The sequence below is a fragment of the Tsukamurella soli genome (assembly GCF_039541155.1).
Classification (GTDB): domain Bacteria; phylum Actinomycetota; class Actinomycetes; order Mycobacteriales; family Mycobacteriaceae; genus Tsukamurella; species Tsukamurella soli.
This window is the reverse complement of record NZ_BAABFR010000046.1, coordinates 25,213-37,960: the sequence shown is the minus strand read 5'-3', so window position 1 is coordinate 37,960 and position 12,748 is coordinate 25,213. Positions and strand designations below refer to the sequence as shown.

The window sequence follows — 12,748 nt, the reverse complement described above, 5'->3', positions numbered from 1 at the left end:
CTTCCTAAGACCGCTTGGCCTCCGACTTCGGCGCGGCGGTGAGGCGCCCGCACGGCGCGGCGGCGAGCGGGGCGGGCACCCCTCGTACCGGTCCGCGGTCGGCGGCGAGCATCGCGTAGCCGGGGAAACAGGTGAGCCAGGCGCCCATCGACGCGCCGGCGGGCCGCGGAACGGTGGCGATGTCGAGCTCGGCGCCGGTGCCCGAGGCCTCGGCGAGCATCCCCAGCGTGCCCACCAGACCCGCCATGCTCACGTCCTTGGCCGCGGCCGGGCGAAGGTCTGCGAGCAGGCCGGACGCCCGCCGCAACTCGTCGGCGCCCCGGTGGCCGGTGCTGTCCCACTGCCGCTCGTGGTAGCCGGGCCGCCACCCGCCGCCCAGGTCGGCGATGACGGTGACGGTGTCGCCGACCAGGCCGGCACCGGCGCGGATGGGTTCGCGAGCGGTGCCGACCGCGGTGACCGACAGTGCCGATGGGACCCCGAGTTGGGTGTGGCCGCCGAGCACTGGGACGTCCCACGCCCGGGCGGCGTCCGCGATCCCGCGGATCACCCGGTGCAGGTGCGCCGCGGTGGGGGCGCCGACGGCGTCCAGCAGGCCGACGGGCAGCGCCCCCATCGCCGTGAGGTCGTTGAGGTTCACCAGGACCGAGCACCAGCCGGCCCACTCCGGGTCGCGCTCGACCATCGAGGGCAGGATCGCGTCGCACGCCGCGACGACTCCGGTCCCGGGAATCGGGACACCGTCGTCGCCGCGGAACCCGCTGGGGCCGAGTCCGTCCCGCTGCTCCGCGAACGGGGCCAGGGCCGATGCGAGCACCGCCTTCGTCGCCTCGACCACGCGCTGGACAGGGTCGAGCGGCCATCGCATCAGCCGGTGCGGACGCCCGGCGAGGACGGGGGCCGGACCGTGGTCCGTCCAGCCGATGCCGCGAAACAGGCGCGCGTACCGGTCCTGCACGGTGGCCTCGAAGCGCAGCACGCCCAGGCGCTCGGCGTGGGCGCACGCGGCGCGGACCAGCGCGGTACCGACCCCTGCAACCTCGTGTCCGGACGCGACCACCAGGCGGCTGCCTGCCCACCAGCCGATGTCGGTGTCGGGCAGACCGTCGCCGCGGTACGGTGCCAGCCGGACACCACCCAGGACCGCGCCGTCCGGCGCCACTGCGACCAGAACGACGGTGCGTGGGTCGGCGTCGATCCCGTCCCGATCGGTTCGCGCGAACAGCCCCTGACGCTCGACGAACTCGGTGTGCCGGAGCCGGTGGTAGTCCCGCAGCCGAGCGTCGCCGGGATCGAGCGCGGTGATCAGAAAGGCCGGCGGCGGTGGGGGAGCGCCCGCCAGGATCGACAGGCTCGCGGTGGCGCGCGGCGAGACGCGGATGGCGCCGCCGTCCAACATGATCAGGCCCCCGCGCTCTGGAGCAGGCTGCACGCCCCGCACGCGGCGCAGCCCGCGCGCTGGTCGGCTCCCGCCATGCCGTGCAGCCGGAGGTGGTGTGCCACCTCGCGAGTGACCTTCTCGAGGAGGGCGGCGTCGGGCGCGGCCGCACCGTCGACGTCCACCGCGAGGGTGCCGGCGTGCGGACGGAACGGCACCACGAACGGGTATACCCCCATGTCCGCGAGTTCGGCTGCACCGCGGATCATCTCGTCGGGATCCTCGCCGAGCCCGACAAGCAGGTACGTCGAGACCTGGTTGCGCCCGAAGACGCGCACGGCCTCGGCCCAGGCTGCGCGGTAGTCGGCGAGGGGGACCGTGGCCTTGCCGGGCATCCACCGGCGGCGCACGTCGTCGTCGAGCGACTCGACGTGGATGCCTATCGCATCAGCACCGGCGTCGCGCAGCTCGGCGAGCACGGCGAGGTCGGCCGGCGGCTCGCACTGCACCTGGATCGGCAGGTCGGGCACGGCCTCCTTCACCGCGCGGACGCAGCGGGCCAGATGGCGCGCACCCCGGTCCCGCCCGGCGGAGGTGCCCGTGGTCATCACCATCTGCGTGATGCCGTCGAGATCCACTGCGGCGCGCGCCACCTCGGCCAGTTCTGCCGGGCGCTTGACCGCGGTGGTCGCACCGCTGCGCAGCGACTCCTCGATGGAGCAGAAGCGGCATCGCTGGTCCTCCGCGTAGCGGACGCAGGTCTGTACCACGGTGGTGGCGAGGACACTGCGGCCGTGCAGTCGGGCGAGCTTCTCGTAGGGCACCCCGTCGGCGGTGGTGAGGTCGTAGAACCGCGGGCGGGCGACCGCACTGACCTCGATACCGATGTCGGTACCGTCGAACAGCACGCGATCACCGTCGAAGACATAGGGACTGCTCGGGTTCCGCGGGACGGCCGCGGCCATGCCGTCGATGAGCAGATGACCGTCGTCGGTGGGGCCGGCGCCGCCGGTGCGATGGACAGGCGGCGTGCCGCGGATACCGAGGAGGGCGAGATCGACTCGGGTGGAGACGGACATGCGATCACTTCCTTGGTGCTGATCAGCGGTTGACGGCGAGTCGTAGCTGCGAGCCGCCGAGCGACTCGGTGACGGTGTCGGCGATGTGCCGCGCATCCCGGTCGATGCCGAGGAAGCGTCCCGAGCCCCAGGTATGCATCCAGGGCAGGCCCACGAAGTTCAGCCCCGCGACCTCGGTGACGCCGCGCGTCTGCATCGGCCTGCCGCCACCGTCGAAGGCGCTGGCCTCGATCCACCGGTAGTCGGGCCGATAGCCGATGGCCCACACGATGCTGGTGATGCCCTCGGCGGCGAGGTCCAGTGCGGTGGGATCGGTCTCGGGCTCCCACACCGGCTCGTAGCGGGACGGCGGCGGCGCGTCGATACCCTCGCGTTCGATATGCCGGTCGATGTCGGCGCAGATCGAGTTGTACACGGCGTCGGCGCGGTCCAGTGCCGCGGTGAGCGTGGCCGCGAACCGCAACCGCGTGTCCGTACCGTCGACCAGCGTCCCGTACAGGCGCATCCCCTCTGCGGCGAAGCGGCGCAGGTCCACGTCGCGCCCGCCATCGCGGCCGGTCACGTAGTGGTTCGTCTTCTCCTGCGCGGCCTTCCCCCCGGGGTACTGCCGTGCGGGGGTGTCGTACAGACCCATGTCCGACAGCCACGTCATGCAGTCGCGGCCGCGATAGAAGCGGGCGACCCGCGGCGCGCTGCCGACGGCGAGATGCACGCGCCGTCCGGCGAGGTGCAGGTCCTCGGCGATCTGGGCGCCGGACTGTCCGGACCCGACCACCAGAACGCCGCCCTCGGGCAACTGCTCCGGATTGAAGTACTCCTCCGAGTGGACCTGCACGACAGCGGGATCCAGAGAGCCCGCGTACGGCGGCACCACCGGGAGCGGGTATCCGCCGGTCGCGATCACCACCTGGTCGCAGACCAGTGTCTCGGGGCCGGATGCGCTCTCGAGCGTGAGCTCGAAGCCACCGTCGTCGCCCCGTCGCAGGCGCGTCACCGTCGTATGCGTGCGCAGCGGCGGCTCGAACGTGGCGAGCCACCCGGCCAGCCACTCCACGACCTCGTCGCGGGTCATGAAGCCATCGGGGTCGGGGCCCGCGTACGGGTAGCCGGGGAGGCGGCAGTGCCAGTTCGGCGTGACGAGAGTGAAGTTGTCCCAACGCTTGTCGGACCAGGCATGGACGGGGGTGTCGGACTCGACGACGATGTGCTCGACGCCGGCGCGGCCGAGGTACCAGCTCACGGAGAGGCCGGCCTGGCCGCCGCCGACTATGACGACGGGAACGTAGGTGGAGTCGGTGGTCATGATCGCTCCGGAGCGGTAGCGGGGAGGGGTGGGTGCATGGTGACGACCTCGACGCGGTCGTCACCGGCGAATCGTGCTACGGCGGCGCGGATCTGTTCCGTGGTGGCCTGCGCGGAGGTGCAGGAGAAGCCGTACCGGGTGCGGACCCGTTCGGCCGCCCGGCCGAGGGCGGTCTCGGCACGGCGCCGGAACTCGTCGACGCTGTACCACGAGCCGGTCGAGAGATGGTCGTGCATCACGAGACTCGGCGAATAGCACTCCTGCACAGCGCCGTCCGGCCAACGCACGGCGAACGTCATCTCAGGCATGGGCCAGGTCCCGCCAGCTCGCGGTCGTGTCCGACTCGACCAACGGGCCGTACACGTCGGGCCGACGGTCGCGCAGGTGGAACATCCCGGCGCGCATCGCGGTGAATGTGCCGGCGATGTCGACGTCGGCGACGGCGAGGCCGCTGTCGAGTCCGGTCGTGGCGAGCACGTTTCCGCCCGGGTCGACAATCTTGGCGTTGCCGACGTAGCGCAGGGAGCCGAACGTTCCGGCCTGGTTGGCGGCCACCCAGAACACCTGGTTGTCGAGGGCGCGCGCGGCGTCGAACAGGTTGAACCGGTAGGTCCACCGGTCGTCCTGGAGGTTTTCGGCGGTCGCCGTGCGAGCGGCCGGCCAGGCGGAGAGGCTGACGATGACCTCGGCGCCGCTCAAGGCCATGATCCGCGCGGCCTCGGGGAATGCCTTGTCGTAGCAGATCTGCAGTCCGACGCGCCCGATCGGCGTGTCGAAGACGTCGTAGCCGGAGCCGGCGGAATACGACATGTTCTCGCCGAGGGGCTGGTGCACCTTGCGGTAGCTGCCGTAGATCTGCGTGCCGTCGAGCACGGCGGCGGCGTTGAAGCGGGTCTCGCCGTCGTCCGCGAGCTCGCAGAAGCCGATCGCGATCACCGTGTCGCCGATGATCGACTGGACCCGCGCGATCTCCGGTCCGTCGAGCCGGATAGCCGGCGGCAGTGAGCGTCTCGTGTTCTTGACGGTGTCGCCGTGGTTGCCGAGCGACGAGAGGTAGCCGCCGATAGCGGCCTCGGGGAAGGCGACGAAGTCGACTCCCCGCTCCCGTGCCTGCGCGATGTACGACGCGATGGTCGAGTAGTTCTGTTCGAGGTCGCGGGTGAAGTTCGCTGCGACCGTACCTATGGTGGTCATCGAGGTCCTCGTGCGTCCGGTCGGTCAGACCATGTAGGTGGAGTTGATGATCGCGCCCTTGCGCGCGTAGTGGATGAGCGCGTCCTGCACGTCCAGTGGATGCGCCGGCACCACGCCCTCGATCAGGTCCTCCTCGCGGGCGCCGTGTAGCGCTAGGCCGAATCGGCAGCAGAATACGGTGCCGCCCTCGGCGATGAACGTCGCGAGCGCGTCGTTGATGTTCTGCTCGCCGGGGAAGCCGGAGTCTCCCGTCTTCGGAAAGCCACGCGTGGCAAGGCAGTTCAGTGCTCCGGGGCCGTAGAAGTAGATGGCGGACTCGAAACCCTTCCGGAGCGCGCGGGTCGCCTGGAGGACGGCGACGAACGCGACCGACGACTCGTGGGCGATGCCGTGGACGAGGGTGAAGTAGCTCTCGCCCTCCTCGGCCCGGTAGTCGGGGAAGATCTTGGTGCTTCCGTAGATGTTGCTGCCCTTGGGCAGCGACGGGTGCGGGATCTCGGCGAGGGACTCGGCGATGTTCTCGGTGATAGCGTCATCGAAGGTGGCCACGGGATGCTCCTGACGGGAGGCGCGGCGGTTGCCGCGAAGAAGGATGCGGTGCCGGGCGACGGTGTCCGGCGGCGGAGTCCGGATCGAGCCGATCCGGTGTCGATGTGGCTTCGAGGGCCACACATAAGATTTGACGCCTCCCGCATTGCGTAGTGGTTACCGATGGAATAAGCGATGCGCGGATCTGTGTAACCTGTGGCCGGCGTCGACGCGGCGGTGCACATGGTGGAGGGGCGTCGTGATCGACGGAACGGTGCACATGTTGGGCGTACCGTGGGGATATGACGTCGACGATCGTGATCATCGGGGCAGGTCTCGCCGGAGCGAAGACGGCGGAGGCGCTGCGGGACAAGGGGTTCGACGGGCACATCGTGCTCGCAGGCGACGAAGCGGACCGACCGTACGAGCGGCCGCCGCTGTCGAAGGACTATCTGAACGGCAAGGCCGACCGCGACAGCGTGTTCGTGCACGACGCCGCGTGGTACGCCGAGCAGGATGTGGACCTGCGCACCGATACCGTCGTCACCGCTATCGACCGGGCCGCCAAGCGCGTCGAATTCGCCGACGGTGACCCGGTCGCCTACGACAAGCTGGTCCTCGCCACGGGCTCGCGCCCGCGCGAGTTCCCCGGGGCAGGGCGCGACGCCGCGGGCGCGTACTACCTGCGCCGGTTGCCCGACTCGGACCGGCTCCGGGAGATGCTGAAGGGGGCGAACCGGATCGTGCTCGTGGGCGGCGGGTGGATCGGGCTCGAGGTGGCCGCCGCGGCCCGCGCGGCGGAGGTCGCCGTGACCGTCGTCGAACCCGGCGAGCTGCCGCTGATCACGATCCTCGGCCGCGAGGTGGCGCAGGTCTTCGCCGATCTGCACACCCGTCACGGTGTGGATCTGCGCACCGGCGTCGGGGTCGACCGGATCGAGGCCGACGGCGGCTCCACCGCGACGGTGTATCTCGACGACGGCACATCGCTCGAGGCGGACGCGGTCGTGGTCGGCATCGGTGCGATCCCCAACGTGGAGCTCGCCGAGCGCGCGGGCCTCACGGTGGAGAACGGCGTGGAGGTGGACGCCGGGCTGCGGACGTCGGACCCCGACGTCTTCGCGGTCGGAGACATCGCGAATGCGGAGAACCCGGCGCTGGGCCGACGTATCCGCGTGGAGCACTGGGCCAACGCCCTGAACCAGCCCGCCGTCGCCGCCGCCAACGCGCTCGGCGGGGACGAGAGGTACGAGCGGCAGCCGTACTTCTACAGCGACCAGTACGAGCTGGGCATGGAGTACACCGGCTATGCCGACGCCGACGATCGGGTGGCGATCCGCGGTGACACCGGCAAGCTGGAGTTCCTCGCGTTCTGGCTGCGCGACGGGCGGGTGGTCGCAGGCATGAACGTGAACATCTGGGACCAGGGTGACGCCATCAAGGAGCTGATCGGTTCGGGTCGCGTGGTCGACACGGCTCGGCTCACCGATCCCGCGATCCCCCTGTCGGAGGTCTAACGCCGATACCGCGCAGTCGAGCGTGCGTTGTGGTCGTCTGCCCGCAGATTCCGCGTGTACACGACCACTCTTGTGGCGGGCTGCGCGCCGTGCTATGCCCGGGTCGCGCGGAAGTCCCGCGATTCGGCTGCGGCGTGTTGAACCGGCAGTACACTGTGGTTCTTCATAGCGGTTCTCCGAGTCGAGGAGGCGTCATGGTCGGTGAGCGGATCAAGCGGAACGTGGATGCGGCGGTGGACATCGCGACCAATTCATTGGACAAGTCCGCGGGGATCGTCAAGGGTGCCGGCGAGATCCTGAAGGGGAACGTCGCGGACGGCCTCGGCGAGATCGCGAAGAACTCCACCGACATCGCCACGCACGCCTCGAAGACCGGTTTCAAGATCGCGACGCAGAACGTCGCGGATGCGCACCGCGACACGGCGGCGGCCGCAGAGACCGCGGCCGACCGGCTCGACGAACGGCGCCGCCGTAAGGAGCAGGCCGGTCTCGAGTCGCCGAGCGGGGAGTGAGCCCGGCGTCCGGCTGGTGGACCGTCGCCGCTGCAGACGCCGATAACCGAGGTCGGGGGACACCCCGCTGACCGGCCCGGCAGCCCGCTTCCACCCGTCCGGCAAGCGCTCCGCAAGGCCGGCTCACGCTCTCGAAAATCGCTCCCGCGCCAGTCCATCCCGACGCGGGAGGACATCTCCGCCGCGGGAAGCCCGGCAGCGCGTGGGATCGCCCGTCGGGGTCATGTCTAGATCTCGAGAAGCGACCTTCACTGGGCCGGGGCGCCCGCCGCGGCAGCGCACGCCTCGTGGACGAAGGCGAGCTTGTCCAGAACGGGCTGCGGGAGCACGAACGGGTAGAGGTCGGCGTGTCCCATCGAACGGTTGATCATGTTGAGCGACCACGCCAGCGGCAGCCACAGTTCGACCATCCGCTCGAATCCGGCCTGTCCCGGCTGCACGCGATCGAGGGTCACCCCGGCGGGTGCGAAGCCGAACGCCGCAGCCGTATCGAGCGTGTCGCGGATGTGCAGATAGTGCGCGAAGGTCTCGGCCCAATCCTCCGCCGGGTGCATCGTGGCGTAGGAGGAGACGAAGTCGTCCTCCCAGCCGTCGGGTGCGCCTTCGGAGTAGTGTCGGTCCAACGCCGCCTGGTAGTCGGCGTCGGCGTCACCGAACAACGCCGTCGCGCGGGCCTTCAGATCATCCGTGTCGACAAGCACGGGGTAGTAGTAGTGGCCGATCTCGTGCCGGAAGTGCCCCAGCAGGGTCCGATAGGGCTCGTCCATCGCGATCCGGAGCTGCTCACGGTGGACATCGTCCCCCTCCGCCAGGTCGAGCGTGATGACACCGTCGGCCTGGCCCGTGACGACGGATGCGTTGCGGCTCGAGAGCAGGTCGAACGCCAGGCCCGCCGCGGCGTCCTGCACGCGGCTGATGATCGGCAGTTCGAGCTCGGTGAGCTCCACGACCAGGCGGCGCTTCGCGCCCTCGGCGTCGGCGAACGACTCGAGGGCCTCGGTGTCGTCGTCCGCGGGACGGGTGCGGGTGAGCGCGCAGGCGAGGCACAGGCCACTCGGGGAGTCGGGAGCCGCCAGCCAGTTGCACCTCGCGACATGAAGATTCGCACAGATCCGATAGGCGTCGGTGTCGACGACACCGTCGGTGTCGCCCACCACCAGTAGGTCCCGGTCGGCAAGACTGTAGGCGAGCGGGCTGTTGCATCCCAGGCACATCGAGTTCTCGAACGCGAGCTGTTGGCCACAGTGTGAGCACGCGAAGTCGCGCATGGCAGTCCTTACGTCGTCGTGGGGCGGCGCCGGCTGATCGCTACCTCCTCGAAGGATACTGGTGCCGGAAGGGCGGCGACCGTGTTCGCTATCCGGTTCGCTGGGGGATCGCCTGCGCTATGTTGTCGGGATCACGATCGAGGGCGTCGGGTTCACGATCGTATCGACAGGAGTTCATATGGTGCGCGGGCGGATCGAACGGAACGTGGACACCACGGTGGGTATCGCGACGGATGCGCTCGAGAAGTCGGGGTGGATCGTCGCAAGCGCGGGAGAGGTGCTCAAGGGCAACGTCGCACTCGGGATGGGCGCGATCTTCAAGAACGTCACCGATATCGGCACGGAGTCGGCGCGGCGCGGCGCGAAGTTGGTCGCGGAGAACGCCGCGGACGCGGGTCGGGACACCGCCGCGGTCTTCGGCGCGGTGACCGGCAGGTCGTCGCGCCGACGCTGACCATCCGGCGGCGCGCTACACCGTTCGGAGTCCTAGGCCCGTCAGTGGCCTTCCCGTGACCGGCCTTCAGATGAGTGGCCGTCGCGCCGGTGCTGCAGGTATGCGCGTTCAGCGGGGTCGGTCGTGAGATCGATCGCGCGCCCCAGGGCTGCGTCGGAGTCCACGGTACGTCCGAGCCGCCGCAGCAGCTCGGCACGCAGCGCCCACGCGGGCTGCAGCCGCGCCACTCGGTCGCCCAGCGTGTCCACGAGCGCGAGTCCGGCTGCAGCGCCGTCGGTCTCGGCGACCACGGCGGCGCGCGCGACCGTGCCGCCGAGGGTGGGCGCGAGCCGTGCCAGCACGTCGTGCAGTTCCCGCAGCGTGGCCCAGTCCGTGACGCCCGACTCGTCCCGCGCACAGTGCACCGCCGAGATCGCGGCCTCGAGCTGGAACCGGCCCAGCCCGCCCCGGCCGGCCGCAGCGGCGTCGTGCGCGGTCCGCAAGCGGGCCCGTCCGTGGTCCAACAGCACGCGGTCCCACTCGGACGGATCCTGCTGCGGCAGTGGGACGAATGTGCCGTCATCGGCGATCCGCGCGGGGAAGCGCGCGCTGGAGAGGTAGAGCAGCGCAGCCAGGCCGTGCGCCTCGGCGGTGTCGGCCACCTCGGCGACGGTGTCCGCGAGGCCGAGCAGCAGCGCGTGCCGTGCGCGGGTCACCGTCGTGAACTCGATCGTGAACGCGCCGTACACGGCCTCCAGCACCGGTGCGATCAGCGCGGGAAGCTCATCGTGTTCGGGGATGACGAGGCCGGGCCTCGCGCCGGCGGCGTCGGGCGCCGCGACGCGCTTCTTGGCCCGCCCGAGTCGTGCGGCCATAGTGGACGTCGGGACCGCGAACGCCCGCCCGATCTGCTCCGCCGTATACCCGAGCACCACGCTCAGCATCAGCGGCGTGTGCATCGCGGGATTGACCGCGGGATGCGTGCACGCGAGCAGCAGCGCGAGCCGGCGATCCTCGACCGCATCGGGATCGACGTCGTGCCAGACCGCGGCGTGTACGTCGGCATCCAGCGGGGTGGACGTGCGCTCGGCCGCCGACCGCCACCGGTCGCGGCGACGGTTGCGCGCCACCGTCAGCAACCACGCCTCCGGGTTGCGCGGGACGCCGCTCGACGGCCAGGTGCGCAGCGCGCGCTCGAAGGCGTCGGCGAGCGCATCCTCGGCGCCCGCCAGATCGCCCGACGGTGCCGCGAGCAGTGCCAGCAGCCGGCCGTACGACCGCCGCGCGACGGCCTCGGCCTCGTCGACCGCCGCGCGAGCGGGTCGGTCAGGCGGTCCAGGCACCATCGACGTACGAGGTGGCGGCCGCCCGCACCTCGATCACGGCGTATTGGGTCGCAGGGCACTTCTCGGCCCAGGTCACGGCCGCGTCGCGGTCGGGCACGTCGAGCACGAACACGCCCGCGAGTGCCTCCTTGGTCTCCGCGAACGGCCCGTCCTGGATCGCGAGCTCGCCGTCCCGGCGGGTGACGGTGACGGTCTGGGCACCGGGGCGGAGTATCTCGGCGGCGACCAGGACGCCCGCCGATTCGAGCGCTCGCGCGTACACGCCGAACGCCTCCTGCATCTGGGTGATCGCCTCGGCCGCGATCTCGCCCGGGGCGGGCTCGCGGTTGTTGAGCAGCAGCGCGTAACGCATCTTCGTTCCTCCTGTTGTCGGGTGCGGACACAGGTATGACGATCGAGGCGCCCGCGGATCGACACCCCGCATCGGTCATCTCAGGAGCGCACCGAGTTCGAATCAGAAGCGCACAGAGTCCTCCCGGAACTCCTCGCTGACCCGGCCCTGCTCCTCCGCGCGGCGCAGTTCCACGCGGCGGATCTTGCCGCTGATCGTCTTGGGCAACTCGGCGAAGGCGATTCGGCGCACCCGCTTGTACGGTGCGAGGTGTGCGCGGCTGTGGGCGAAGATCGCGGCGGCGGTCGCTGCGTCTGGCGAGAAGCCATGTGCCAGCACTACATACGCCTTGGGTACGGCGAGGCGGAGCTCGTCGGGGGCGGGCACGACCGCAGCCTCGGCCACCGCTTCGTGCTCGAGCAACACCGACTCCAGCTCGAACGGGCTGATCTTGTAGTCGCTGGACTTGAACACGTCGTCGGTGCGCCCGACGTAGGTGATGTAGCCGTCGGCATCCCGGCTGCCGACATCGCCCGTGTGATAGACGCCGCCCGCCATGACGCGTGCGGTCTTCTCGGGATCGCCGTGGTAGCCGATCATCAACCCCAGCGGCCGTGGGTTCAGGCGCAGGCAGATCTCACCCTCCGACACGTCCTGCTCACCGGTGGCGGGGTCCACCAGGACCACGTCGTAGCCCGGACACGGGCGGCCCATCGATCCGTCCTTCAGCTGCTGCCCGGGCGTGTTCGCGATCTGTACGGTGGTCTCGGTCTGCCCGAACCCGTCGCGGATCGTGACACCCCACGCGTCCCGCACGCGGTTGATCACCTCGGGGTTGAGCGGCTCCCCGGCACCGACGACCACGCGCGGGGGAGTACCCAGCTGTGCCAGGTCCGACTGGATCAACATGCGCCACACCGTCGGTGGCGCGCAGAAGCTGGTGACCCCGCAGCGCTGCATCTGCGTCATGAGGGCGGCGGCGTCGAAGCGGGAGTAGTTGTAGATGAACACGCACGCCTGGGCGATCCACGGCGTGAAGACGTTGCTCCAGGCATGCTTCGCCCAGCCCGGCGAGCTCACGTTCAGGTGGATGTCGCCGGGGCGTAGGCCGATCCAGTACATCGTGGACAGGTGCCCGACGGGGTAGGACGCATGCGTGTGCTCGACCAGCTTCGGGGCGCTGGTGGTGCCGGACGTGAAGTAGAGCAGGAGGGTGTCGTCGGCATGCGTCGTGTGCGAAGGCGTGAACTCCGCTGGAGCCCGGTACGCGTCGGCGAGGTCGTGCCAGCCCTCGGCCTGGGCGCCGACGGCGATCCGGGTGATGGCGGCACCGTCGGGCACCCGGGCAGTGAGTTCGCTGCGGACGATCACGTGCTTCGCGCCGCCGCGCGCGATGCGGTCGGCGACGTCGGCGTCGGACAGCAGCGTGGTGGCGGGGATGACGACCGCGCCCAGCTTGATGGCGGCGAGCATGACATCCCACAGCTCGACCTGGTTGGCGAGCATGAGTAGGACCCGGTCGCCGGGTTCGATTCCCAGGTCGCGGAGGTGGTTGGCGACGCGGCCCGAGCGGGCGCTCATGTCCGCGTAGCTGAAGCGTGCCTCCGAGCCGTCCTCCTCGACGATCCATAGGGCAGGTGCGTCGTTGTCCTGGGCGATGACGTCGAACCAGTCGAGGGCGAAGTTCCACTCGCCGAGCCGGGGCCATGCGAAGCGCTCGCGAGCACCGTCGTAGTCCTCGGCGAGCTCGACCAGCAGGTCGCGCGCCGCGCGGAAGTCTCTATATCCCTGTGTGATAGTCACTTTCGCCACCCCTGATGATTAATTGGATGTCCAAGTATATCGTGATGGCAGACACG

12 protein-coding genes are annotated in these 12,748 nt (G+C 70.3%); 3 read left to right on the top strand and 9 right to left on the bottom strand.

Going from position 1 to position 12,748, the window contains the following annotated elements:
* Positions 1–1,401: 1,401 nt before the first annotated feature.
* From ABD908_RS15125 to ABD908_RS15105, 5 genes are read right to left on the bottom strand one after another with little or no spacing between them, the layout of a single operon-like run.
* Positions 1,402–2,457 carry an MSMEG_0568 family radical SAM protein gene (locus ABD908_RS15125; protein ID WP_344997352.1) on the bottom strand — a complete coding sequence of 352 codons (1,056 nt, stop codon included), beginning with the start codon at positions 2,455–2,457 and terminating at the stop codon, positions 1,402–1,404.
* A gap of 22 nt (positions 2,458–2,479) precedes the next feature.
* Entirely contained in the window at positions 2,480–3,760 is a 1,281-nt protein-coding gene (locus ABD908_RS15120; RefSeq protein WP_344997350.1) for an MSMEG_0569 family flavin-dependent oxidoreductase, read from the bottom strand.
* The gene (locus ABD908_RS15115; RefSeq protein WP_344997348.1) at positions 3,757–4,068 is read right to left on the bottom strand and encodes an MSMEG_0570 family nitrogen starvation response protein; all 312 of its coding nucleotides are present in this window, start codon (positions 4,066–4,068) and stop codon (positions 3,757–3,759) included. Before ABD908_RS15115 ends, ABD908_RS15120 begins: the two co-directional genes overlap by 4 nt.
* On the bottom strand, positions 4,061–4,954 hold the full coding sequence (locus ABD908_RS15110; RefSeq protein WP_344997346.1) for a carbon-nitrogen hydrolase family protein: 894 nt from the start codon (positions 4,952–4,954) through the stop codon (positions 4,061–4,063). The genes ABD908_RS15115 and ABD908_RS15110 overlap by 8 nt, the downstream gene beginning before the upstream one ends.
* A 24-nt stretch (positions 4,955–4,978) precedes the next feature.
* Positions 4,979–5,503: an MSMEG_0572/Sll0783 family nitrogen starvation response protein gene (locus ABD908_RS15105; protein WP_344997344.1), complete on the bottom strand. Its 525-nt coding sequence runs from the start codon at positions 5,501–5,503 to the stop codon at positions 4,979–4,981.
* Positions 5,504–5,784: 281 nt separating this feature from the next.
* On the opposite strand from ABD908_RS15105, the gene ABD908_RS15100 reads away from it, so the two are divergent.
* Together ABD908_RS15100 and ABD908_RS15095 are read left to right on the top strand one after the other, a co-directional pair.
* Complete coding sequence (locus ABD908_RS15100) at positions 5,785–6,999, top strand: NAD(P)/FAD-dependent oxidoreductase (protein WP_344997342.1); 1,215 nt, start codon at positions 5,785–5,787, stop codon at positions 6,997–6,999.
* 194 nt (positions 7,000–7,193) lie between these two features.
* Entirely contained in the window at positions 7,194–7,511 is a 318-nt protein-coding gene (locus tag ABD908_RS15095) for an Rv1893 family protein (protein WP_344997340.1), read from the top strand.
* Positions 7,512–7,759: 248 nt separating this feature from the next.
* On the opposite strand, the gene ABD908_RS15090 is transcribed toward ABD908_RS15095, so the two are convergent.
* Positions 7,760–8,779 carry a zinc-binding metallopeptidase family protein gene (locus ABD908_RS15090; RefSeq protein WP_344997338.1) on the bottom strand — a complete coding sequence of 340 codons (1,020 nt, stop codon included), beginning with the start codon at positions 8,777–8,779 and terminating at the stop codon, positions 7,760–7,762.
* Between the two features lie 178 nt (positions 8,780–8,957).
* On the opposite strand from ABD908_RS15090, the gene ABD908_RS15085 reads away from it, so the two are divergent.
* On the top strand, positions 8,958–9,233 hold the full coding sequence (locus tag ABD908_RS15085) for an Rv1893 family protein (RefSeq protein WP_344997336.1): 276 nt from the start codon (positions 8,958–8,960) through the stop codon (positions 9,231–9,233).
* 41 nt (positions 9,234–9,274) lie between these two features.
* On the opposite strand, the gene ABD908_RS15080 is transcribed toward ABD908_RS15085, so the two are convergent.
* The 3 genes from ABD908_RS15080 to ABD908_RS15070 form a co-directional block, all read right to left on the bottom strand.
* Complete coding sequence (locus ABD908_RS15080; protein ID WP_344997334.1) at positions 9,275–10,558, bottom strand: RNA polymerase sigma factor; 1,284 nt, start codon at positions 10,556–10,558, stop codon at positions 9,275–9,277.
* Positions 10,539–10,910, bottom strand: coding sequence for a YciI family protein (locus tag ABD908_RS15075; RefSeq protein ID WP_344997332.1), 372 nt, complete (start codon positions 10,908–10,910; stop codon positions 10,539–10,541). Before ABD908_RS15075 ends, ABD908_RS15080 begins: the two co-directional genes overlap by 20 nt.
* A gap of 102 nt (positions 10,911–11,012) precedes the next feature.
* Positions 11,013–12,692 (bottom strand): AMP-binding protein, encoded by a 1,680-nt coding sequence (locus ABD908_RS15070; RefSeq protein ID WP_344997330.1) that lies wholly within the window; start codon positions 12,690–12,692, stop codon positions 11,013–11,015.
* Between the last annotated feature and the right edge of the window lie 56 nt (positions 12,693–12,748).